At 69.7% G+C, this 21742-nt stretch carries 22 protein-coding genes; 10 read left to right on the plus strand and 12 right to left on the minus strand.

Translation table 11 applies throughout. From position 1 onward, the window contains the following. Positions 1–89: 89 nt before the first annotated feature. On the plus strand, positions 90–2165 hold the full coding sequence (locus tag ACWEIJ_RS38980; RefSeq protein ID WP_449842302.1) for a PQQ-dependent sugar dehydrogenase: 2076 nt from the start codon (positions 90–92) through the stop codon (positions 2163–2165). A 98-nt stretch (positions 2166–2263) separates the two neighbouring features. On the opposite strand, the gene ACWEIJ_RS38985 is transcribed toward ACWEIJ_RS38980, so the two are convergent. Beyond that, positions 2264–2584 carry a hypothetical protein gene (locus tag ACWEIJ_RS38985; RefSeq protein WP_449842303.1) on the minus strand — a complete coding sequence of 107 codons (321 nt, stop codon included), beginning with the start codon at positions 2582–2584 and terminating at the stop codon, positions 2264–2266. Between the two features lie 270 nt (positions 2585–2854). Between ACWEIJ_RS38985 and ACWEIJ_RS38990 the strand changes: the two genes are divergently transcribed. Further along, positions 2855–3097, plus strand: a complete 243-nt coding sequence (locus ACWEIJ_RS38990; RefSeq protein ID WP_449842304.1) for a hypothetical protein — start codon at positions 2855–2857, stop codon at positions 3095–3097. Here ACWEIJ_RS38990 and ACWEIJ_RS38995 read toward each other — a convergent pair. Next, positions 3084–3632, minus strand: a complete 549-nt coding sequence (locus tag ACWEIJ_RS38995) for a TetR/AcrR family transcriptional regulator (protein WP_449842305.1) — start codon at positions 3630–3632, stop codon at positions 3084–3086. The genes ACWEIJ_RS38990 and ACWEIJ_RS38995 overlap by 14 nt on opposite strands. Before the next feature lie 100 nt (positions 3633–3732). Between ACWEIJ_RS38995 and ACWEIJ_RS39000 the strand changes: the two genes are divergently transcribed. Then, positions 3733–4611, plus strand: coding sequence for an alpha/beta hydrolase family protein (locus tag ACWEIJ_RS39000; RefSeq protein WP_449842306.1), 879 nt, complete (start codon positions 3733–3735; stop codon positions 4609–4611). Here ACWEIJ_RS39000 and araD read toward each other — a convergent pair. From araD to ACWEIJ_RS39015, 3 genes are read right to left on the minus strand one after another with little or no spacing between them, the layout of a single operon-like run. Then, entirely contained in the window at positions 4573–6279 is a 1707-nt protein-coding gene (gene araD, locus ACWEIJ_RS39005; protein WP_449842307.1) for an L-arabinonate dehydratase, read from the minus strand. The genes ACWEIJ_RS39000 and araD overlap by 39 nt on opposite strands. Beyond that, positions 6276–7181 carry a dihydrodipicolinate synthase family protein gene (locus tag ACWEIJ_RS39010; RefSeq protein ID WP_449842308.1) on the minus strand — a complete coding sequence of 302 codons (906 nt, stop codon included), beginning with the start codon at positions 7179–7181 and terminating at the stop codon, positions 6276–6278. The genes araD and ACWEIJ_RS39010 overlap by 4 nt, the downstream gene beginning before the upstream one ends. Further along, positions 7168–7815 (minus strand): GntR family transcriptional regulator, encoded by a 648-nt coding sequence (locus ACWEIJ_RS39015; RefSeq protein WP_449842309.1) that lies wholly within the window; start codon positions 7813–7815, stop codon positions 7168–7170. Before ACWEIJ_RS39015 ends, ACWEIJ_RS39010 begins: the two co-directional genes overlap by 14 nt. A 246-nt stretch (positions 7816–8061) precedes the next feature. On the opposite strand from ACWEIJ_RS39015, the gene ACWEIJ_RS39020 reads away from it, so the two are divergent. Continuing rightward, entirely contained in the window at positions 8062–8571 is a 510-nt protein-coding gene (locus ACWEIJ_RS39020; protein WP_449842310.1) for a hypothetical protein, read from the plus strand. On the opposite strand, the gene ACWEIJ_RS39025 is transcribed toward ACWEIJ_RS39020, so the two are convergent. Beyond that, the gene (locus tag ACWEIJ_RS39025; RefSeq protein WP_449842311.1) at positions 8568–8996 is read right to left on the minus strand and encodes a VOC family protein; all 429 of its coding nucleotides are present in this window, start codon (positions 8994–8996) and stop codon (positions 8568–8570) included. The two genes, ACWEIJ_RS39020 and ACWEIJ_RS39025, sit on opposite strands and share 4 nt — an antisense overlap. A 66-nt stretch (positions 8997–9062) precedes the next feature. Here ACWEIJ_RS39025 and ACWEIJ_RS39030 point away from each other — a divergent pair, with 66 nt between their 5' ends. From ACWEIJ_RS39030 to ACWEIJ_RS39045, 4 genes are all read left to right on the plus strand, one after another. Continuing rightward, the gene (locus ACWEIJ_RS39030) at positions 9063–9710 is read left to right on the plus strand and encodes a GntR family transcriptional regulator (protein WP_449842312.1); all 648 of its coding nucleotides are present in this window, start codon (positions 9063–9065) and stop codon (positions 9708–9710) included. A 76-nt stretch (positions 9711–9786) separates the two neighbouring features. Beyond that, positions 9787–10692, plus strand: coding sequence for a DUF1996 domain-containing protein (locus tag ACWEIJ_RS39035; protein WP_449842313.1), 906 nt, complete (start codon positions 9787–9789; stop codon positions 10690–10692). Between the two features lie 122 nt (positions 10693–10814). Next, on the plus strand, positions 10815–11366 hold the full coding sequence (locus ACWEIJ_RS39040; RefSeq protein ID WP_109637237.1) for a sigma-70 family RNA polymerase sigma factor: 552 nt from the start codon (positions 10815–10817) through the stop codon (positions 11364–11366). Beyond that, on the plus strand, positions 11363–12070 hold the full coding sequence (locus tag ACWEIJ_RS39045) for an anti-sigma factor family protein (RefSeq protein ID WP_449842314.1): 708 nt from the start codon (positions 11363–11365) through the stop codon (positions 12068–12070). Before ACWEIJ_RS39040 ends, ACWEIJ_RS39045 begins: the two co-directional genes overlap by 4 nt. Positions 12071–12364: 294 nt before the next feature. On the opposite strand, the gene ACWEIJ_RS39050 is transcribed toward ACWEIJ_RS39045, so the two are convergent. Together ACWEIJ_RS39050 and ACWEIJ_RS39055 are read right to left on the minus strand one after the other, a co-directional pair. Further along, positions 12365–13309, minus strand: a complete 945-nt coding sequence (locus ACWEIJ_RS39050; RefSeq protein ID WP_449842315.1) for a zinc-binding dehydrogenase — start codon at positions 13307–13309, stop codon at positions 12365–12367. 34 nt (positions 13310–13343) lie between these two features. Beyond that, the gene (locus ACWEIJ_RS39055; RefSeq protein ID WP_449842316.1) at positions 13344–13994 is read right to left on the minus strand and encodes a tetratricopeptide repeat protein; all 651 of its coding nucleotides are present in this window, start codon (positions 13992–13994) and stop codon (positions 13344–13346) included. Positions 13995–14079: 85 nt separating this feature from the next. On the opposite strand from ACWEIJ_RS39055, the gene ACWEIJ_RS39060 reads away from it, so the two are divergent. Then, positions 14080–14622 (plus strand): GNAT family N-acetyltransferase, encoded by a 543-nt coding sequence (locus ACWEIJ_RS39060; RefSeq protein WP_449842317.1) that lies wholly within the window; start codon positions 14080–14082, stop codon positions 14620–14622. Positions 14623–14628: 6 nt separating this feature from the next. Here the strand turns inward: ACWEIJ_RS39060 and ACWEIJ_RS39065 are convergent, their stop codons facing one another. From ACWEIJ_RS39065 to ACWEIJ_RS39080, 4 genes are all read right to left on the minus strand, one after another. After that, positions 14629–16029 (minus strand): aminobutyraldehyde dehydrogenase, encoded by a 1401-nt coding sequence (locus ACWEIJ_RS39065; protein ID WP_449842318.1) that lies wholly within the window; start codon positions 16027–16029, stop codon positions 14629–14631. Further along, the gene (locus ACWEIJ_RS39070; protein WP_449842319.1) at positions 16026–17639 is read right to left on the minus strand and encodes a thiamine pyrophosphate-binding protein; all 1614 of its coding nucleotides are present in this window, start codon (positions 17637–17639) and stop codon (positions 16026–16028) included. The genes ACWEIJ_RS39065 and ACWEIJ_RS39070 overlap by 4 nt, the downstream gene beginning before the upstream one ends. 76 nt (positions 17640–17715) lie before the next feature. Then, positions 17716–18654 (minus strand): agmatinase, encoded by a 939-nt coding sequence (gene speB / locus ACWEIJ_RS39075; protein WP_449842320.1) that lies wholly within the window; start codon positions 18652–18654, stop codon positions 17716–17718. Further along, complete coding sequence (locus ACWEIJ_RS39080; protein WP_449842321.1) at positions 18651–20075, minus strand: sodium:solute symporter; 1425 nt, start codon at positions 20073–20075, stop codon at positions 18651–18653. Before ACWEIJ_RS39080 ends, speB begins: the two co-directional genes overlap by 4 nt. A gap of 115 nt (positions 20076–20190) precedes the next feature. Between ACWEIJ_RS39080 and ACWEIJ_RS39085 the strand changes: the two genes are divergently transcribed. Then, the gene (locus tag ACWEIJ_RS39085; protein WP_449842322.1) at positions 20191–21492 is read left to right on the plus strand and encodes a PucR family transcriptional regulator; all 1302 of its coding nucleotides are present in this window, start codon (positions 20191–20193) and stop codon (positions 21490–21492) included. Positions 21493–21742: the final 250 nt, after the last annotated feature.

A 21742-nucleotide genomic window follows, 5' to 3' on the forward strand; every position in this document is an offset into this window, starting at 1 on the left:
ACGGTTTTTCTGTAACACTCGTACACCCGCCGCCGGTCCGAACGCAATGCCGCCGCACAACCCATTCCCGACGAAAGTGGGAGGTTCCTGTGGCACCCCGTTCACGGCGGTTGCCGATCGCTCGATCCGGCATCCTGGCCACCGCGCTCGCGGTGGCGGTGACCTCGCTCGTCTCCGCAGCGGCTCCGGCGTCAGCTGCGGACGTCTTGCTGTCCCAAGGAAAACCGGCGACCGAGTCGGCGTCCGGCGGCGCGAACTACGCACCGAAGAACGCCTTCGACGGCAACTCCGGCACGCGCTGGGCCAGCAAGTCGAACACCGATCCGGCCTGGATCCGCGTCGATCTCGGCGCGTCCGCGACGATCAGCCGGGTCCGGCTGCAGTGGGACCTCTCGTGCGCCAAGGCGTACCGGGTCGAGACCTCGGAGAACGACTCGACCTGGACGTCGATCTACAGCACCACCGAGGGCAAGGGCGGTGTGGAGGACCTGACGGTCAGCGGCAAGGGCCGCTACGTCCGCATGTACGGCACGGCCCGTTGCCGCACCGGCACGTCCTACGGCTACTCCCTGCAGGAGTTCCAGGTCTTCGGCAACACCGGCCCCGTCGACGCCGAGCCGCCGACCGCACCCGCGGACCTCGTCGCGTCCGACGTCAAACCGGACTCCGCGAAGCTCACCTGGAAGGCCTCGACGGACAACGTCGGCATCGCGTCGTACGAGATCTACAACCTCGGCCAGTTCGTGAAGTCCGTGCCGGGCAACACGTTGACCACGGTCATGACCGGCCTCAAGCCGAACACCGCGTACGGCTTCTACGTCAACGCGAAGGACCCGGCCGGCAACATCTCGCAGGCGTCCAACACCGCGGAGTTCAAGACCCCGCCCGCCGAGGACGACCCGATCCCGCCGACCGCGCCGAAGAACCTGCGCTCCACCGGCGTGACGGCGAACTCCGTGTCGCTCGCGTGGGACCCGGCGACCGACAACGTCGGCGTGACCCGCTACGAGATCTACACCGGCGGCACCAAGGTCGGTGACGCGACCGGCACCACCGCCACGATCGAGGGCCGCACCGCGAACACCGAGTACACCTTCACCGTCAAGGCCTTCGACGCCGTCGGCAACGCCGGCCCGGCCTCGAACGCGGTGACCGTGAAGACCCGGTCCGGCGGCGACCAGGTCGGTGCCGTCACGCAGATCGCGACCGACAACGACATCCCGTGGGGTCTCGCGTTCCTGCCCAACGGCGACGCCGTCTACTCGCGCCGCGACGCGCAGGACCTCATCAGGATCACGCCGTCCGGCCAGAAGACCACGCTGGGCAAGGTCCCGAACGTCTCCGGCACCAACGGCGAGGGCGGCCTGCTGGGCATCGAGCTGTCGCCGACGTTCGGCAGCGACCACTTCGTGTACATCTACCACACCGCGTCCGGTGACAACCGCGTCGTGCGGATGACGTTGGACGGCAACACCTTGAGCGACTACAAGGTGCTGCTGACCGGAATCCCGCGCAACAAGTTCCACAACGGCGGCCGCCTGCGCTTCGGCCCGGACGGCAAGCTCTACGCGTCGACCGGCGACGGCCAGAACGGCGACAACGCGCAGAACAAGCAGTCGTTGGGCGGCAAGGTCCTCCGCCTCAACCCGGACGGCTCGGCCCCGGCCGACAACCCGTTCGTCTCCGAGGGCGGCAACGCGCGCTACGTGTGGTCCTACGGCCACCGCAACGTGCAGGGCCTCGCGTTCGACTCGAAGAACCGCCTGTGGGAGGCCGAGCTCGGCAACTCCAACATGGACGAGGTCAACCTGATCCAGAAGGGCGGCAACTACGGCTGGCCCAAGTGCGAAGGCACCGCCGGTTCGTGCTCCGGCTTCATCGCGCCGAAGAAGACCTTCCCGGTCGGCGCCGCGTCGCCGTCGGGGCTCGCGATCGTGAACGACGTGCTGTTCCTCGCGGCCCTGCGCGGCGAGCGGCTGTACCGCATGACCATGAACGGCGACGGCATCGGCAGCACCACGGCGTACTTCCAGGGCACCTACGGCCGGCTGCGGACGCCGGAACCGGCCCCGGACGGCTCACTGTGGGTCACGACGTCCAACGGTGACAAGGACTCCACGCCGGGCAACAGCTCCACCAAGATTTTGAAGGTGGCGCTGAACTAGAAGCGGCCCGGTGCGGTCCGTCAAGCGGCGGCGCGAGGCCGGCCCGCACCGGTACCGAAGGGAAGGCCCCCGGACGCGGAGTCCGGGGGCTTTCCGCGTCAGGCGGACCGCGTCCGCCGCCGGCGCACGAAGATCGTGGTGACGACGTACGCCAGAAACACCAGCTGCGCGCCGACCACGGCCCCGGTCGCCCACACCGGTGTGCCCTCGGGAAGTGCTCCCAAGGCCAGCGTGGGACCGGCCGTGCCACCAACAGTGGCGACGGTCAGCGACATCGAGTCGGTCAGCTCGTTCAACCGGCTCGACGGTCCGCTCACGTCCACGGCCTTGTCGTCGAACTCGATGCGCAGCTGTGCCGTGTCGCCGGGCTCGTCGTACGGCTCCGGTTCGCCCAGGTCCGGAGTCACAACACCTGTCATCGCAGATGTTCTCCCTACAACCCGGCACGAACCGTTGCGCTCGCCTTGAACGCGGCGGCCGGGGGACCAGAGCGAGGTGTTCACGCCTCGAACACCCGTCCGCGCAGACGCTCATGTGGGCAAGTCCCCCGAACTTCGCCCACATGCCCTCTGCGGTGCCGCTCCGGTCCGCGGTCAGCATAGCCACCCCGCGTGTGTCAGCAACAGTTCTGACACATTTTTTGTGTCAAAAAAGTGGCTTTGAGTGTGGTGATCTGCGAGGATGGGCGCATGGGAGCCGCCAAGGAGACTCAGCAGGGCAAGCCGGCCGTCGTCGAGCGCGTCAACGTCGCGCTGATCGCCGACTCGGCCGCCGCGCTGGGCAAGCTCCAGCAGCGGACCGGTCTGAAGAAGGTCGACATCGTCAACCGGGCGGTGCAGCTCTACGAGTTCGTCGAGGCGCAGATGCGCGAGGGCAAGGAGCTCGTGGTGCGGGACGCGGACGGGACCGACCGCCTGGTCAAGATCTTCTGACCGTCAGCCCGTTCAGCAGCAGCTCGATCAACCGCCGCGGGTCGTAGCGCGGGTCGTCGCCGCGTCCGATGCACAGGTTGCCGATCCCGCGCATCAGCTCGTACGGCTGGACGTCCTCGATCCCGCTCGCCTTCAGCAGTTCACCGCACACGGGCCCGAGCCGGTCGATGAAGTACACGTGCAGCGCCTCGAACCCGCCGCTGTCGGACTGCATCGCGTGCGCCAGTCCGTGCTTGGTCACCAGGAAGTCGACGAACATGTCGACCCACGCGCGCAACGCCGCGAACGGTGAGTCCGAAGTGGACAGCAACGAAGGTCCCGCAAGAGCGCACGCCTCGACCTGGTGCCGGTAGACGGCGACCACGAGGTCCGCGCGGGTGGGGAAGTGGCGGTAGATCGTGCCCATGCCGACGCCGGCCTCGGCCGCGATCTCCCTGATCGGCGCGTCGACGCCGGACCTCACGAACACCTCGGCTGCGGCCGCGAGCAGCGTTTGCTCGTTGCGGACGGCGTCGGCTCGCTTGCGTGGTGGCACGCGCACTCCCTTCCGGCACGGTTGACAAAGCGGAACACCGCTCCGTATCGTTCCGGAACGTCGCTCCACTTATGGCGACAGACTACTCGAAGGGGAACCGATGACCGTCTTCACGGTGAGTCCTGTCGTGCTCGAAATCCCCGAAAGGCCCGTTGACCTGCAGTTGAAGGTGAGTGCGCCGACCGAGGGGGACGGGCTGCCGATCATCCTGCTCTCGCACGGGCAGGGCTACTCGAACCACCTGTCCTCGCTGAACGGCTACGCGCCGCTCGCGAACCACTGGGCCGAGCAGGGCTTCGTCGTCCTGCAGCCGACCCACCTCAGCTCCCGCACGCTGAGCCTGCCGGACGCTCCCGGCGCGCCGATGTTCTGGAAGGAGCGCGCCGAGGACATGTCGCACATCATCGACCGGCTCGACGAGATCGAGAAGGCCGTACCGCAGGTGCGGAACCGCTTGGACCGCACCAAAATCGCGGTCGCCGGCCACTCGATGGGCGGGCACACCGCGAGCCTGCTGCTGGGCATGAAGGCCGAGGGCGTCAGCCTGAAGGACGACCGGATCAAGGCGGGCGTGCTGCTCGGCTCCACCGGTGGCGGCGAAGGCCTCACCGACGTCGTCAAGCAGAACTACTCGTTCATGCTGACCTCGGACTTCAGCGACATGACGACACCTGCGCTCGTGGTCGCCGGCGACAAGGACGCCTCGGAGCACCTCACGACCGTCGGCCCGGAGTGGCACATGGAGCCGTTCCACCTGTCGCCCGGCCAGAAGGACCTGCTGGTCCTCGAAGGCGGTGAGCACGGCCTCGGCGGCGTCTCCGGGTACGACGTCGCCGAGACCACGGACGAGAGCCCCGAGCGGGTCGCGACCGTGCAGCGGCTCACCACGGCTTATCTGCGCAGTCAGCTGCTCGGGACGGACGACTGGCGGCGGCAGGAGTCAGTGGGCGTTGGGTTCCGGGTTCACTCCCGGTCGTGACAGGAACTCGAAGTCGCAGCCCTCGTCGGCCTGCGTGATGTGCTCGTAGTACAGCGCGCCGTACCCGCGTTCGAACTTGGGCGGCGGCGCGACCCACGCGGCCCGGCGCCGCGCCATCTCCTCGTCGGAGATCTCCACGCGCAGCACCCGCGCCTCGACGTCCAACGTGACGAGGTCGCCGTCCCGCACGAGCGCCAGCGGCCCGCCGACGTGCGCCTCCGGTGCCACGTGCAGAACGCAGGCGCCGTAGGAAGTTCCGCTCATCCGCGCGTCCGACACGCGCACCATGTCCCGGACGCCCTCTCGCAGCAGCTTGTCCGGGATCGGCAGCATCCCGTACTCCGGCATGCCGGGCCCGCCCTTGGGACCGCCACCGGCCAGCACGATCACCGAGTCCTTCGTGACCTCCAGCGACGGCGAGTTGATCCGTGCCCGCAAGTCCTGGTAGCCGTGGAAGACCACGGCGGGCCCGGTGTGCCGCCACAGCGAAGGATCAGCCGCCACGTACTTGATCACCGCGCCGTCCGGCGCCAGGTTGCCGCGCAGCACGGCCAGTCCGCCCTCGGGCGAGATCGGGTCGTCCAGCGGCCGGATCACCTCGGCGTCGTACACCTCGGCGCCGTCGAGGTCCTCGCCGAACGTCCGTCCTGTCACCGTGATCCGCTTGAGGTGCAACGAGTCCCGCAACCGCGACAGCAGCCCGCGCAGGCCGCCGGCGTAGTAGAAGTCCTCCATGAGGTGCGAACCCGCGGGCTGAACCGAGGCCAGCACGGGGACTTCGCGCGACAACCGGTCGAAGTCGGCCAGCGACAACGGGATCTGCGACCGCCCGGCCATCGCGATCAGGTGGATGTACGAGTTCGTCGAGCCGCCCAGCGCCAGCACGGTCCGGATCGCGTCCTCGTACGCCTCTGGCGACAACACGTCGTTGATCGTCAGATCCTCGCGCACCATCTCCACGGCCCGCATGCCCGAGGCCGCCGCCATGCGGTGGTGGGCCGAGTCGACGGCCGGAATCGACGACGCGCCGGGCAGGGTGAGCCCCAGCGCCTCGGCCGCCGCGGTCATCGTCGACGCCGTGCCCATCGTCATGCACGTCCCGGGGGAGCGGGCCAGCCCGGACTGGATCTCGGCCCAGTCGGACGAGGAGATCGTGCCCGCGCGCTTCTCGTCCCAGAACCGCCACATGTCGGTGCCGGACGCGAGCTTCTCGCCACGCCAGTTGCCGCGCAGCATCGGCCCGGCGGGCACGAAGACCGTTGGCAGGCCGGCAGAAGCGGCACCCATCAGCAACGCGGGCGTGGTCTTGTCGCAGCCGCCCATCAGCACGCAGCCGTCGACGGGGTAGGAGCGGAGGATCTCCTCCGTCTCCATCGACAGCATGTTGCGGTACAGCATGGGCGTCGGCTTCTGGTACGTCTCCGACAGCGTGGAAACCGGGAACTCCAGCGGATATCCGCCCGCCTCCCACACGCCGCGTTCGACCTGCTTGGCCCGTTCGCGCAGGTGCATGTGGCACGGGTTGATGCCGCTCCACGTGTTCAGGATGGCGATGACCGGTTTGCCGAGGTGCTCGGACGGGTTCAGGCCGAGCTGACGCATGCGGGCGTTGTGCGAAAACGCCCGCAGGCCTTCGCCTTCGAACCACTCCGCGCTGCGCAGTTTCACAGCAGGCTCCACGAGTTCAACAGCACACCGACGGCGGAACGATCAGCCTCCGACAACACCGATGCCGGTGGTCGCACATCTCGGCGGCACAACCCCAGCTGTGCCAACGCTTCCTTCACCACGGACACGTTGTTCGCGGACTCGTTCAACGCCCGCAGCTCCTCGAACTTCCTGATGAACTCCCAGAACTCCATCGCCGCACCGAACTCGCCGTTCTTGAGCGAGTTGAACATCTGCACCGACAGCTGCGGCGCCACGTTCGCGAGCCCCGAGGTGAACCCCGTCGCCCCGACGGCGAAGTAGCCCGGCGCCGACAGCTCGGCGAGCCCCGCGACCCACGTCAGCCGGTCCAGCCCGGCGTCCCGCGCCACCGACGCGAACCGCACCGGGTCCGGCACCGCGTACTTCACCCCGACGACGTTCGGGCACGCGTCCGCCAGCGCGGCGATCTGCGCGCCACCGATCCGCGGGTTCCGCACGTACAGGATCACGCTCAGCTCGGGCACCGCGGACGCGATCGCCCGGTGGTAGTCGACCCACCCGTCCAGCGACACGTACGGGTGCACCGGCTGGTGGATCATGATGCCCTGCGCGCCCGCACGATCGGCGAACCGCGCGGCGGCGACGGCGGTGGCGAGGTCGTGCCCGACCCCGGCGATGATCGCGGCACGGTCGGCCACGGTGTCCACGGTGATCTGCAGGGCACGCTCGGTCTCCGCCGGCGACAACGTGTAGAACTCGCTGGTGTTGCCGTTGGGCGTCACGACGGAGACGCCGCCCTCGACCATCCGGTCCACGATCGCGGCGTAGTTCTTCTCGTCGATCGCGCCGTCGGCGTCGAACGGCGTGACGGTGATCGCCACGACGGACTTCAGCGGCTCGGTGAGGTCATCGAACGCCATCGGGAAGCTCCTCAACTACTCGGTCGGCGAACGTCTGGATGTGGCGGCGGAGCAGTTCGGAGGCGAGGTCGCCCTGGCCGGCGACGGCGGCGGCGAGGATCTCGCGGTGTTCGGCGGCCTCGTCGTCCCAGGTCGGGCAGATGCCCCAGCCGGCGACGGTGATCAGCGCGGCCTGGTCGCGCAGGCCGTCCAGGATCTCGATCAGCAACGGGTTGCCGCACCCGGCGTAGAGCGCGCGGTGGAAGCGGCGGTTGGCGAGCGACCGGCGGGCCAGGTCGGAGACGTCCTCCAGCGCCAGGGCGGCGTCCTCGAACGAGGCCCCCAGCAGGACCGAGCGCCGCAGGGCCTCGGGTTCCAGCAGCATGCGCACGTCGTAGACCGAGCCGGCCATCGCCGCGTCGACCATGCGGACCGACGCACCTCTGTACGGGCTCATCACGACGAGCCCCGACCCGGCGAGCGTCTTGAGCGCCTCGCGCACCGGCGTCTTGGAGACGTTGAGCGCGGCGGCGAGATCTGTTTCCACGAGCGCCTGACCGGGCTTCAGCTTTCCGTTGAGAATCGCTTCTTTGATCGATTCCAGAACGAAGTCCGTGCGCGACGCTGGAGGCGCTTCCGCCCGGTCATACATCATATACGAGACCCTAGGAGCTGCCGGAGGCCCAGGTCAACCGTCTGCTGTGGGCTCGGCAACCTCCGCGCGTCCCCGTTGAACCAACTTCCGCGCGCGCTCGTTCTGAAGGTGTCGGTCACCGCAGCTGCGCGGGACTGGAAGAAGGAGAAATGAGTGAGTCGTTCCGCGTAACCGTGTCCATTGCCGCGTCCGCCAGCGCATGGCACCGAATGTCCTGGGCACCAACGAGTTGAACGAGATCGACACATGCTGATGGAAGAACTGCCACCGGAGGCCGCACTGGACGGCCCTCCGCGCGACGCGGACCACCTGCTGCAGCGCACGCTGGGGACGGTCCGCGAGGAAAGACATCAGGCCGTGCGACGCCGAGGGCGCATCACGGCCCTGACGGCGACCTTCGTGGTCGCCGGCGTGCTCGCCGGCGGCGTCTGGATGGGCCAGGGCATGGGCGTCGGCGGGATCGACACCGCGGGCGAGATCATGCAGGGGACCTCGTCGGACGGCACCCATCTGGCGGTGAAGCTGACCGACACCGAGAGCGGCCTCAGACTGGTCGCCACCGTCGACGGCGTGCAGGACGGGGAAGCCTGCTGGCTGGTCGTGCACACGAAGGACGGCCGCACCTTCACCGCGGGCTCGTGGAGGGCGCACCGCGGTGAGGTGACGCTGGCCGGGGCCGCGATGGTGCGGGCGGGGGACGTGAGCGGCGTCAGCGTCGTGAACCACGCCCACCGGCCGCTGGTGACCGCGAGCTAACCGGTCGCGAACACCTGTGAGTCGTCGGCGAACGCCTTCACCTCGATGGCGTTCCCCGACGGGTCGCGGAAGTACATCGTCCACTGCTCACCCGGCTCGCCGGGGAACCGGCGGTGGGGCGCGATCACGAACTCCGTGCCCGCAGCCTGCAGCTTGTCCGCGAGCAGCAGGAACGCCTCGACCGACAGCAGCAGGCCGAAGCGCGGCACGGGGACGTCCTCGCCGTCGACCGGGTGGTGGGTGACCGCCGGGCGCGGGCCGTCGACCAGGTGTGTCACGAACTGGTGGCCGTAGAGGTTCCAGTCGATCCACCTCTCGCCCGACCGGCCTTCCGGGCAGCCGAGCACGCCTCCGTAGAACGCGCGGGCGGCTGAGAGATCCGTGACCGGCACCGCGAGGTGGAAGCGGGGGATGGTCTGGGTCATATGACGTCCTTCGTTTCGACGCGGACGAGTTTGACCCTCCCGTTTTGCCAATGTCAACATTCGGACATGTCGAGTTCCCTGGTTCGTCCGGTCTCCCGCAAAGGCGTCGCGGGGGAGGCCGCCGATCGGATCAGGGAGGCGATCCTCAGCGGTGAGCTGCCCGGCGGAACGGCGCTCAAGGAGGTCGAGCTCGCCGGCCAGCTCGGCGTCAGCCGCGGTTCGGTGCGCGAAGGGCTCGTGGTGCTGGAAGGCGAGGGGCTCGTCGTCTCGCAGTGGCACCGTGGCACGTGGGTGCGCGCGCTCGACCGTGAGGACATCGACGAGCTGTACACGTTGAGAGCCGCGTTGGACGGCCTCGCGATGAGAACGGCGGCTGCCAAGAACGCCCCTCTGGAGAGCCTGAACGCCGTCGTCGAAGAGATGCGGCACGCGCGCACGGACACCGAACGGGTGGCGTTGGACATGAAGTTCCACGACGCCGTGTACGCGGCGGCGGGGCATCGGCGGTTGATGGAGGCCTGGCAGGCGATCCGCAGCCAGGTGCACCTGTTCCTGCTCGCGCGGATCGTCGGTGACGGCACCTATCGAGACCTGGTCGTACCCGAGCACGCGAACCTCGCGGCGGTCATCGGCGTTGGTGATGTCGAGCAGGCGGCCCGCGCGGCGGAAGAGCACCTGCGCGGGTCCTACGCGAAACTGGTGGAGCAGCGGTGAACCTCCGAAGTGAGACAGCGGTCTGTCGTCCCGATGGCACGCTTGGCAAGCTGTAGCCGTGGCCCGGACCAGACCGATGACCGTCGCAGTCGCGGCGGTCGCGGTGCTCGTGCTGGGTGCGTCCGCCGTCCTGCTGTGCGGCCGGTCGAGCGCCGACCAGTACGTGAGCGAGCTCGACCAGGTGCTGAACGAGCCGCGGACGCCGAGCGTGGTCGTCCAGTGCGGTACCAACGAGGAGCGCCACCTCAACGCGGACAACCCCGTGGTGTCGCCGGGCATCCCGTTCGGTGCCCACCACACGCACGAGTACGTGGGCAACAGGTCAGCCGACGCGACGTCGACGAACGCCTCTCTTGCGGCCGCCACCACCACGTGCGAGAAGGGCGACCTCTCCACCTATTACTGGCCGGTGCTGCGCCTGACCGACGGCACGGGCCCGGACGCGCACGCCCAGGGCGGTGGCCTGCACGGCAACGTCGGCGAGGTGCTCAGGCCGTCGAGCGTGGAGGTCCGGTACGAGGGCAGCCCGGTGAGCGACGTGCTGCCGATGCCGCGGTTTCTGCGCATGATCACCGGCGACCCGATGGCGTTCACCAACAACTACGGCCCGAACGTCCGGGCCCACTGGGGCTGCGCCGACCGCCCTGGCCGGTACACGATCAGATACCCGTTGTGCGGCAACGCGACCACGCTGCGCACCTTCTACTTCGCCAGCTGCTGGGACGGCAACAACACCGACAGCGCGTCACACCGCACGCACGTGGCGTTCCCCCTGGTGGGCGGCGCGTGCCCGCCCAGGACGTTCCCGATCCCGCGTCTGCGCGTCACCGTCGGGTACGACGTTCCGGCGGGCCGCCCGTTCGCGATCGACAGCTTCCCGGAGGAGCTGCGCGATCCCGCCACCGACCACGCGATGTTCATCAACGTGATGCTGGAGGCGCAGATGAGTGACCTGGTCGGCCACCTCAACGCGGCCCGCTGACATCCGCCACAATTTCCTCGTCGAAATCTCGTTGAACCGAAGCCCGTCTCCGCTCGTGTGTCGGCTGAGGTCTTGAACAGAACGCCCGCACGAGGTGTTCGCGGGCGGGGAGGAGTGGGTGGATGGCGGCTTTGTTCTCCCGCAAACGGGAGACCGCGGCCGACGAGGCGCTGATCCGATCGCTCTACGAGGAGCACGGTCGGGCTCTGCTGGCGTACGCGACGCGGTTGACCGGCGATCGGGCGGCTGCCGAGGACGTGGTCCAGGAGACCCTCGTCCGAGCGTGGCGCCATCCCGACGCCCTCGTGAACGGCAAGGGATCGGTGCGCGGCTGGTTGCTGACCGTGGCGCGCAACATCGTCACCGACCGGGTGCGGGCCAAGGCGGCGCGCCCGCAGGAGGTGGCGGAGTCCCCGGCGACGCCACCGATCGAGCGCGACCACGCGGACCAGGTCGTCGACTCGGTCGTGGTGCTGGAAGCACTGGACCGGCTGTCCTCCGACCACCGCGACGTGCTGATGGAGATCTACTTCCGCGGCCGCAGCGTGACGGAGGCGGCAGAAGCGCTCGGGGTACCACCGGGCACGGTGAAATCAAGATCGTATTACGCGTTGCGAGCCCTGAGGGAGACGTTCGTCGGTCAACAGGTCGCACTGAAGGGGGTGGCCGGATGACCACGCAGCACGACCCGCAGCTGCTCGGTGCCTACGTTCTCGGAGCACTGGACGAGCAGGAGGTGCGCGAGATGGACGAGCACTTGGCGTCCTGCCCCGACTGCACGCGTGAGCTCGAGGACCTCCGTGCGATGGAGGCCTACCTCGGCGAGGTGCCGCCGGAGGCCATGCTCGACGGGCCGCCGGAGGGCGGCGATCTGCTTCTGCAGCGCACGCTTCGCCAGGTGCGCGTGGAACGAGGCGGCGTCGCCCGCCGTCGTCAGTTCGCGTTGGGCGCCGCGGCGGCCGTGGTGGCCGCTCTGGTGCTGGGTGCCGGCGTCTTCGTCGGCAAGGCCACCTCGCCCGGTGGCTCCGTGGCCGCGCCCACGGAGACCGTGGCACCGGACCCGGCGGGCACGAAGCTCGCCACGGCCACCGACCCGGTGACCAAGGCGTCGATGACCGTGAAGGTCATCCCCGCCGCGGGCTGGGTGCGCACGAGCATCGCGGTGAACGGCATTCCCGAAGGCGAGAAGTGCCGGATCTTCGTGGTGGCCAAGGACGGCAGCCGTCAGGAGGCCGGTTCCTGGGTGGTGTCCAAGAAGGGCGCGTCCCAGGGGGCGAGCCTGGACGGAGCCGCGCTCGTGGCGCCGAACGACGTCAAGTCGGTGCTGGTGGAGAACTTCGAGGGCAAGAAGTTCGTCGAGGTGCCGGTTCAGGCCTGACCGAGGGTGGGAGAACGGGGTCGTCCTTTGTGGACGGCCCCGTTGCCTTTGCCCTGGCCGGGGTTTTGTGATCGACCGTGAAGACGACGTGGGCTGGTCGCGCGGTGTTCTCGCCGGCCACGTCGCTTCCCCGAGCTTCGCCGCGCAGGAGTTCAAGGCTCCGGACTGGTCGTCCTTCAAGGATTCCAGCGACGGTGGCCGAGATGCTCGCGGTGATCCGCGATCAGCTGCCGGTCGCCGAGCGCCAGTCCGCACGGGAGCCGGTCACCTTGGCCACCAGGTGGGAGCCTCGTTTCACGGCTTGAGCACGACTTTGCCCACCACGGCACGGGATTCCAGCGCCTCGTGCGCCTTCGCGGCGTCCCTCAGCGCGAACGCCGGGTTGACCAGCGGCACGAACCGCCCGCTCGCCAGCCCGGCCATCGACTCGTCCTCCAGCGCGCGCAACCCGCGCCGCAGCAGTCCAGGCCCGAGCGCGACGGTCACGGTGAGGCTGTTGGCGAACAACGCCGCTGTGCTGACCGGCGTCATCTCCCCGGACGCCCAGCCGTAGATGATCTGCCGTCCGCCGACCCCGAGCGTCTTCATGGCGGCCGCGCCGACCGGGCCGCCGACGCCGTCCAGCACGACCGTCATGTCCTTGAGCCCGTCCGCCCAGTCCGGCCGGGTGTAGTCGATGGCGGCGTCGGCGCCGTTGTCCATCACGTGGTCGAGCTTCCCGCCACTGGCCAGCCCGATCACCCGCGCGCCGACGTTGCGCGCCTCCTGCACGAACAACGCGCCCATGCCGCCCGCCGCGGACGTCACCAGCACGACGTCGTCCTTCGTGATCCTGGCCGCGTCGAGCACCCCGACGACCGTGCGGCCGGTGCCGATCATCGCCACCGCCGCCTCGAACGACACGTCGTCCGGAAGTGCGTGCAGTGACTCGGTTCTCGCGACCGCGAGCTCTGCGTAGCCGCCGTTGGCCTGGCCGAGGTGCGCGGTGACGCGACGGCCGAGCCAGTCGGGTGCGACGCCGTCGCCCAGCGCCGTGACGACACCGGCGACCTCGCGGCCCGGCGTCATCGGGAACTCGACGGGACCGAACCCGCCCTTGCGGATCGTGGTGTCGACGAGGTGGACGCCGGCCGCGGCGACCGTGATGCGGACCTGGCCGGGGGCGGGTTCCGGGTCGGGAACCTCTTCGAGGAGCAGGTTCTGAGCCGGGCCGAACTCGTACTGCCGAATCGCGAACATGCCGGCGACGCTATGAGCTCGACCTAACTGGAGGTCAAGCCTGCCGGAGATCGTTCCGCGCGCGTTCGATCCAGCGCAGGGTGCCGTGGGCCCCGCTGTCCTTCGCGATCGCCTCGGCCTCGTCGAGCAGCGCCAGCTCCTCGTCGCGGTCGCCGGTCTCCGAGGCCAGCTCGGCGAGCGCGAGCAGCCCGGCCGCGACACCGGGCCGGAAGTCGATCTTCCGCCGCAACCGCACCGACTCCTCGAACCGCAGGCGCGCGGCCGCGAAGTCGCCGGCGGCCAGGTCCGCGAAACCGAGGTGCCGGACCGCGTAGGACGTGGTCAGGTCGTCACCCGTCGCGGTGGCGAGCCGGTACGAGCGTTCGAGGAACTCCAGCGCCGCCTCGTGACTGCCCCGCACGACCTGGTGGTAGCACCCGATCCAGAACAGCGCCTCCGCCTCGCCGCGCTCGTCGCCGAGCCGCCGGTACAGCTCGGCCGCCTGCTCGAAGAGCGGGAGCTCCCGCGGGTCCTCCTGACGGTCCCGGAGGAACCGCGCGTGCACGATCCGGCCGCGGGCCAGGGCGAGATCGGCTTCCGCGGCGTCCAGCTCGCGGTCGGCGATGGTGAGCGCTTCCTCGTCGCCCCCGAACATCGCTCGCTCGTAGAGCTCCTTGGCCCGCACGGCCAGTTCGTTCGTGCTCACCGCTACCCCCTTGTGCGTTTCCAACCCCGTCTCATGACGGTATCGCCACGATTTCTCGTGGCACGTCGCAGGTACCGTCGCTCGGGTGGAGAACATCGAGTTCCGGCGGTTCACCGCGGCCCAGGCCGACGACCTGGCCGACCTCCTGGCCGGCAACGAGTGGCCCTTCCACGCCGGGCCGCGGGCCGACCGGGCGGACGTGCTGGCGAGGATCGCCGCCGGCCACTACGACAACGAGTCGGCCCGCACCTTCTGCGTCGTCCGTGATGGAGTGCTCGCGGGCATGACCCGTGTGTTCGATCTCGATGACGGCACGCCGATGTTCGACCTGCGCGTGGACGAGCGGTTTCGCGGCGTTGGAGTCGGGAGCGCCACGTTGCGCTGGCTCACCGCCCATCTGTTCACCGAGCTGCCGTCGATCCACCGGATCGAAGGGACCACCCGCCACGACAACCATGCGATGCGGCGACTGTTCCGGCGATGCGGCTACGTCCAAGAAGCGCACTACCGCCAAGGGTGGCCGAGCACGGACGGCACGGTTTTCGACGCGGTCGGCTACGGCATCCTGCGAAGCGACTGGGAGACCGGAACGGTCACGGCCGTCGTTCTGGACGAAGAGTTCGGATAGACCCTCTCACAGGCCGCCGTGGGCGATCATCACGTGCTTGACGCGCGTGTAGTCCTCCAGGCCGTGCATCGAGAGGTCCTTGCCGTACCCCGACGCGCCGAACCCGCCGTGCGGCATCTCCGACGCGACCAGCCCGTGCGTGTTGACCCACACGATGCCGAAGTCGAGCCGCGCGGTCAGCGCCGCGACCCGGCCGGTGTCACGGGTCCAGATCGACGACGCGAGCCCTTGCGGCACACCGTTGGCCAACGAGACGGCCTCGTCGTCGTTCGCGAACGACTGCACGGTGATCACCGGTGCGAACGCCTCCTCCTGCACCAGTTCGTCGTCCTGCGCGAGCCCGGAGACCACCGTGGGCTCCAGGAAGAACCCGGTGGAACCGTGCCGCTTCCCTCCACAGTGGACCGTCCCGGCGGAACGGGACAGCATGCCGAGCACGCGGTCCAGCTGCGCCTGGCTGTTCAGCGGGCCGAAGTCGGTGCCGGGCACCTGTGCCGACGCCGCCTTCACCAGCGCCGCGACGAACTCGTCGTGCACGCCCACGTGCACCAGGACACGAGTGGCGGCAGTGCAGTCCTGGCCGGCGTTGTAGCAGGCCGCGCCGACGACTCCCTCGGCGGCGGAAGCCACGTCGACGTCGTCGAACACCAGAACCGGCGCATTGCCACCGAGTTCGAGATGCGTGCGCTTCACGGTCTCGGCGGCGCTGCGGGCCACCTCGACGCCGGCGCGGGTGGAACCGGTCAGCGACACCATGGCCGGCACGGGGTGCTCGACGAGCAACCGGCCGGTGTCGCGGTCGCCCAGCACGACGTTGAAAACGCCCGCGGGCAGCACCCGCGCGGCCAGCGACGCGAGCAGCACGGTGGACGACGGCGTGGTGTCGGCGGGCTTGAGCACCACGGTGTTGCCCGCGGCCAGTGCCGGGGCGATCTTCCACACGGCCATCATCAGCGGGTAGTTCCACGGCGTGATCTGCGCGATCACCCCGACCGGCTCGCGCCGCTGGTAGGAGGTGGCACCGGAGAGGTACTCGCCGGCGGCGGCGGTGCCCAGGGCGCGGGCGGCACCGGCGAAGAACCGGATCTGGTCCACGCACTGGGGGATCTCCTCGCCGAGCACGACCGAGCGGATCTTGCCCGTCTCCCGGATCTCGGCGTCGGCGATCTCGGAAGCGTTGGTCTCGAGGAGGTCCGCGAGCTTCAGCAACGCCAGCTGGCGTTCGCCGGGCGTCGTGCGCGACCACGCGGGGAAGGCGTCGGCGGCGGCCCGCACCGCGGCGTCGACCTCGGCGGCACGGGAGATGGCGGCGCGGCCGAACTCCTCGCCGGTCACGGGATCCACGAGCGGCGACGTGTCCGAAGTGGACGAGGTGGCACTGCCGTTGACGAAGTTCGCGACGATCACGGGTGCTCCAGGTGCGTGGGGGCGAACATGCGCAACACCGCGGATAGGACCACCACGTGCGGTCCGTCCCCGGCGAACGCCTTGGCGAGGTCTTCGCGCAGCGACTCCGGCGTGCTGCGGGTGGCGGGCACCCCGAACGCCTCGGCGAGCGCCACGAAGTCCGGGCGGGCCAGCTCGGTGGCGGTGGCCTGGCCGAACGCGTCGGTCATGTACTCGCGCAGGATGCCGTAGCCGCCGTCGTCGACGATCAGCCACACCACCCGCGAACCGTGCTGCGCGGCCACCGCGAGCTCCGAGATCCCGTACATCGCGCCGCCGTCACCGGACACCGCGAGCACCGGCCCGTCCACGGCCGCCGCGACACCGAGGGCGGCCGGGAAGCCGTAGCCGAGCCCACCGGCGCCCTGGGCGGAGAACTGCGCGCCACCACGCGGATCCCACGCCGACCACGCCCAGTAGGCGAGGATGGTCATGTCCCAGCACGTCGGCGTGCCGTCGGGAACCGCCGACCGCAGCGCGGTCAGCACCTGCCGCTCCAGGTCCAGCTCCTGCTCGGCGAGCCGGGTCCGCACCCGGTCCAGCAGCCCGCGCACCCGCTCTTCGGCGACGCCGTCCGCGGGACGTGCGGTCACGCCGGACACCAAGGCGCGCAACGCGTGCCGTGCATCGGCGTGGATGCCCAAAGCGGGGTAGTTCGACTCCAGCTTGCCCAGGTCGGCCTCGATCTGGATCACCGCACCGCCCGGCCGGAACGTCCGGTAGTTGCTCGACAGCTCACCCAGACCCGACCCGGCCACGAGCAGCACGTCGGCGTCCGCCAGGAACTCCGTGGTGTGCCGGTCCTCCAGCCACGACTGCGCGGAAAGCGGGTGCTCCCAGGGGAAGTTGCCCTTGCCGCCGAACGTCGTCACCACCGGCGCCCGCAGCTTCTCGGCCAGTTCCAGCAGCTCATCAGCCGCCCGGACGGCACCGCCACCGGCGAGGATCACCGGCCGCCCGGCCCCGTCCAGCAACCGGACGGCCTCGGTGACCAGCTCCGCGCGCGGGTACAGCTCCCGCGCGGACCACGAAACCGACGTCACGGGCGGCACGGAAGCGGGCCCGAGCAGCACGTCCTGCGGGATCTCCACCCACACCGGCCCGTACGGCGCGGTCAGCGCGATCTCCCACGCCTCGGCCAGTGCCGACGGGATCTGCGAAGCGTGCCGCACCACCCGTGCGTGCTTCACGACGTCCCGGAACGACGCCAGCTGGTCGGTGAGCTCGTGCAGGTACCCGCCCCGCACGCCGCCCAGTCCCGCCGACGGGATCTGCGACGAGATGCCCAGCACCGGCGCCGACGCGGCGGCGGATTCCTGCAGCCCGGCAAGGGTTTGCAGCGCGCCGGGCCCGGTCGACACCAGCAGGGGCGTGACGGAGCCGGTGATGCGGGCGTGGCCGTCGGCGGCGAACGCGGCGTTGACCTCGGTCCGCGACCCGACGTACCGCAGCTCGGACCGGCGAAGGGCGTCGAAGAGCCCGAGCGCGTGCTGGCCGGGGATGCCGAACACGGTGTGCGCGCCGAGCGCTTCGAGCGTCTCTACGACGACATCGCCACCGTTGCGAGTCACTTGCCCTCCGAGGCTCACACGCCCTCCCCAGTCGCCATCAGGCTCACGACGCCATCCGCCGCCGTGCGTGTGCCGTTCACACGCCCTCCTTCAGCGCCAGCAAGCTCACCAGGTCGTACGCCACGTGCGAAGCCGCCACGGACGTGATGTCGGCGTGGTCGTACGCGGGCGCCACCTCGACCACGTCCGCGCCCACGAGGTTCAGCCCCCGCAGCCCGCGGATGATCTCCAGCAGCTCCCGCGACGTCATCCCGCCGGCCTCCGGCGTGCCGGTGCCGGGCGCGTGCGCCGGGTCCAGCACGTCGATGTCGATCGACACGTACAACGGCCGGTCACCGATCCGCTGCCGCAACGCGTCCACGGTCTCGTCGACGCCCCGCCGCATGACGTCCGACGACGTCACGATCCCGAACCCGAGCCGCCGGTCGTCCTCCAGGTCCTTCTTGCCGTACAACGGTCCTCGCGTGCCGACGTGCGAGATCGCCGCAGTGTCCAGGATCCCGTCCTCGACCGCGCGCCGGAACGGCGTCCCGTGCGTGTACGGCTCGCCGAAGTACGTGTCCCACGTGTCGAGGTGCGCGTCGAAGTGCAGCAGCGCCACCGGCCCGTGGATCCGCGACACGGCCCGCAGCAACGGCAGCGCGATCGTGTGGTCACCGCCGATCGTCACCAGCCGCGTGCCCTCGGCCTGCAGCTCCGAAGCCGCACCCTCGATCGTCTCGATCGCCTCGCCGATGTGGAACGGGTTGACCGCGATGTCACCGCCGTCCGCGACCTGGACGCGTTCGAACGGCGACACGTCCAGACCGGGGTGGTACGGGCGCAGCAACCGGGAGGCCTCCCGCACCGCCGAGGGCGCGAACCGCGCTCCCGGCCGGTACGAGACGCCGGTGTCGAACGGGACTCCCACCACCGCGACGTCCGCGTGCGCGACCTGGTCGAGGCGCGGCAGCCGGGCGAAGGTCGCCGGGCCCGCGTAGCGCGGGACCTGGGAGGAGTCGACGGGGCCGATCATGCGTTCACCAGTTCCTCTTCGGTCTCCTCACCGGCCAGCCGGCGGTCCCACTGCGCGAGCACCGCCGGATCCGTGGCCGGGGTGGCCAGGCTGACCACGACGTACGTCACGAAGGACGAACCGAGGCTGTAGTAGATGGCTTCGTTGGCGTACACGTCCACGAACACCATGAACCCGATCGCGGTCAGCGAGCCGACCGCCATCGACACCATCGCGCCGAGCCGGGTGCCGCGCTTCCACACCAGACCACCGATGATCGCGACCAGCAACCCGCCTACGAGGATGTTGTAGGCGACGGTCAACGCGGCCACGACGTCGTTCAGCGCGACCGCGATGCCGATCGCGACGATGCCGGTCACGAGCGTGAACATCCGGTTGCCGTGGACGTCGGACTCACTCCGGCGCCGCCAGATGTCGTTGGAGACCACCGTGGCGCACGCGATGAGGGCACCGGACGAGGTGGACATCATCGCGGCCAGCGCGGCGGCGAGCACGAGCCCGCGCACACCGGTGGGCAGCAGGTTCTCCACGATCGTCGCGAAGGCCTCGTCCTTGTTCGCGATGTTCGGGTACAGGGCCTTGCCGGCGAGGCCGATCAGCGCACCGGCCACCGCGTAGACGAGGCAGTAGAGACCGGAGGTGATGCCGCCCCACGTCGCGACCTTCGGCGACTTCGCGGTGAACACGCGCTGCCAGATGTCCTGGCCGATCAGCAGGCCGAACACGTAGATCAGCAGGTAGGTGACGATCGTCGTGGTGCCGATGTTGCCGACGTCGAACACCGCCGGGTTGTTCAGGCGTTCCCGGATGCCGTCGAGGCCGCCCGCGGTGGCGAGGCTGATCGGCAGCAGCAGGAACAGGATGCCGACCGTCTTCACGACGAACTGCACGATGTCGGTGAGCGTGATCGACCACATGCCGCCGAGCACGCTGTACAGCACCACGATGCTGCCGCCGATGATCACGCCGACGGGCTTCGGCAGTCCGAAGAGGACGTTGAAGATCGTGGAGTACGCGATCGTGGACGTGACGGTCAGCATCAGCGTGTAGGCCGCCATCACCAGGCCGGAGATGGTGCTGGAGTTGCCGCCGTAGCGCAGGTCGAGCATCTGGGAGACGGTGTAGACCTTGAGCCGCACGATCCGGCGCGCGAACAGGGCCGACAGCAGCAGGATGCCGAGGCCGATGGCGAACACCATCCAGGCGCCGGAGATGCCGAACTTGTAGCCGAGCCCGACACCGCCGATGGTCGACGCGCCGCCGAGCACGACGGCCGACATGGTGCCGGAGTACATGCCGAACCCGAGCCTGCGTCCGGCGACCAGGTACTCGCTCTTGCTGGTGGCGCGGCGCATGCCCCACCAGCCCATGCCGATCATGCCGAGCACGTAGGCGGCGATCACCGCGTAGTCGAGAGCCACTGTTGGACCTCCTTGGGTTGCAGGTCACAGTAGGAACGCGCACTGGCGCTGATAAGTGGTCGTTCTGCACAATCGTCCGACCATGGTTGTGCAAACCGTCCCACTCTCGGCGCTGGTGGCGCGAGTCGACCTCGGGCTGACCGTCCTGTGTGGAGCCGACGCGCTGGACCGGCCGATCCGCTGGGCGCACGTGTCCGAGCTGGAGGACCCGACGCCGTACCTGGTCGGCGAGGAGCTGCTGCTCACCGCCGGCGTGCGGTTCCCGTCCGACGTGCCCGGCTACGTCGCCGGGCTCGTGTCGTCCGGTGTCTCCGCGATCGGGTTCGGCGTCGAGCCGGAGTACCCGACGGTGCCGTCGTCGCTGGTGGAGGCGTGTGCGACGCAGGGCATGCCGCTGCTGGAGGTGCCGCCGTCGACGCCGTTCCTCGCGGTGTCGCAGGCACTCGGCGCGCTGCTCGCGGAGATCGCCGTGCGGGAGCAGCGGATGCTCGCGGACAGCCAGCGCGCCCTGACCCGCGCGGCCACCCGAGTGCGGCCCGTGGAGTCCGTGCTGACCACGCTCGCCGTCGTCCTGAACTGCCGGGCCGACCTGGTCGACCCCGCGACGGCGCCTACCGGGCTCGTCTCGCTCGTGGCGCGGGTCGCGTCGGGTACCGGGCCTCGTTCGGCCTCGGCCCAGCTGGGTGACGAGCACGTGACGCTCGACCCGGTCGAGTCGGCGGTTCTCGTGGTGCGCCGGGTGACGCCGTTGTCGCCGGCCGAACGGGCGGTGGTCGCGGTCGCGCTGGCGTTGCTCGGGTTGCTGCGGCGCGACGTGGAGAGCGAACGCGGCCGGATCGCCAGGCTGGCGGCGTCGGCGGTGCTGCGCGCGCAGGTGTCCGGGCTGGCGGGCGTGCTGGGGCCGGGGCCGTACCGGGTGGTGGCGGGACAGTCGCGGGCGGACTACGACGTGCTGGCGCAGCGGTACGGGCCGCTGGTGTCGAAGGCGCGGGACGGGTTCCTGGCGCTGGTGCCGGCGGGGTTCGCGGTCTCGGGCACGGTCGGGGTGTCGTCACCCGTCGCCGAAAGCGAGATCCACGGTGCTGCGGCCGAGGCTCAGGCGTTGCTGGCACGGGCCAAGGCCACCGGCGACCCCGCCTTCCCCGCGTCCGGACTCTCCTCTCTCGTCGACCCCGTCGAGGCCCGCGCCTTCGCCCACCGCGAGCTCGCCGCCCTCCTCGGCCGCCCCGAGCTGATCGACACCCTGCGGGCGTGGCTTGGCCAGCACGGCAGCTGGGACCGGACCGCGGCGGTGCTCGGCGTGCACCGCAACAGCGTCCGGCACCGGATCTCGCACGTCGAACGGCTGCTCGGTCGTGATCTTGGAACGGCCGACGCGCGGGCTTCGCTCTGGCTCGCGCTGACCTGGCTCGATTAATTCCTTTGCGAGGCGGTGAACCCGTCGGTCATCATTGTTCCATGATTACCGCAGAGGAATGGGCCGGAGCGCCCTCTAAGCGTTGACCTGCTAGTTCACTTTCTTCGATTCTCTGCGAGCATTTGTGCATCAATGCTCGTTCTCGGCGTGTTCGTCTAGTACTACAGCCGCATGGCGTGATCTTGGTCGATGACCTGCCGGGGATGTGAGACGGCCACCGTGATCAACTTCGAGGTGTGTTGGGACTCGA

The sequence above is a fragment of the Lentzea sp. NPDC004789 genome (assembly GCF_053601075.1).

Bases quoted from the DNA above. Each gene is read 5' to 3' on its own strand.
- ACWEIJ_RS38985 (WP_449842303.1), bottom strand. From the start codon at position 2,584: ATGACAGGTGTTGTGACTCCGGACCTGGGCGAACCGGAGCCGTACGAC.
- ACWEIJ_RS38990 (WP_449842304.1), top strand. From the start codon at position 2,855: ATGGGAGCCGCCAAGGAGACTCAGCAGGGCAAGCCGGCCGTCGTCGAG.
- ACWEIJ_RS39000 (WP_449842306.1), top strand. From the start codon at position 3,733: ATGACCGTCTTCACGGTGAGTCCTGTCGTGCTCGAAATCCCCGAAAGG.
- ACWEIJ_RS39010 (WP_449842308.1), bottom strand. From the start codon at position 7,181: ATGGCGTTCGATGACCTCACCGAGCCGCTGAAGTCCGTCGTGGCGATC.
- ACWEIJ_RS39015 (WP_449842309.1), bottom strand. From the start codon at position 7,815: ATGATGTATGACCGGGCGGAAGCGCCTCCAGCGTCGCGCACGGACTTC.
- ACWEIJ_RS39020 (WP_449842310.1), top strand. From the start codon at position 8,062: ATGCTGATGGAAGAACTGCCACCGGAGGCCGCACTGGACGGCCCTCCG.
- ACWEIJ_RS39025 (WP_449842311.1), bottom strand. From the start codon at position 8,996: ATGACCCAGACCATCCCCCGCTTCCACCTCGCGGTGCCGGTCACGGAT.
- ACWEIJ_RS39030 (WP_449842312.1), top strand. From the start codon at position 9,063: ATGTCGAGTTCCCTGGTTCGTCCGGTCTCCCGCAAAGGCGTCGCGGGG.
- ACWEIJ_RS39035 (WP_449842313.1), top strand. From the start codon at position 9,787: ATGACCGTCGCAGTCGCGGCGGTCGCGGTGCTCGTGCTGGGTGCGTCC.
- ACWEIJ_RS39040 (WP_109637237.1), top strand. From the start codon at position 10,815: ATGGCGGCTTTGTTCTCCCGCAAACGGGAGACCGCGGCCGACGAGGCG.
- ACWEIJ_RS39045 (WP_449842314.1), top strand. From the start codon at position 11,363: ATGACCACGCAGCACGACCCGCAGCTGCTCGGTGCCTACGTTCTCGGA.
- ACWEIJ_RS39050 (WP_449842315.1), bottom strand. From the start codon at position 13,309: ATGTTCGCGATTCGGCAGTACGAGTTCGGCCCGGCTCAGAACCTGCTC.
- speB (WP_449842320.1), bottom strand. From the start codon at position 18,654: ATGATCGGCCCCGTCGACTCCTCCCAGGTCCCGCGCTACGCGGGCCCG.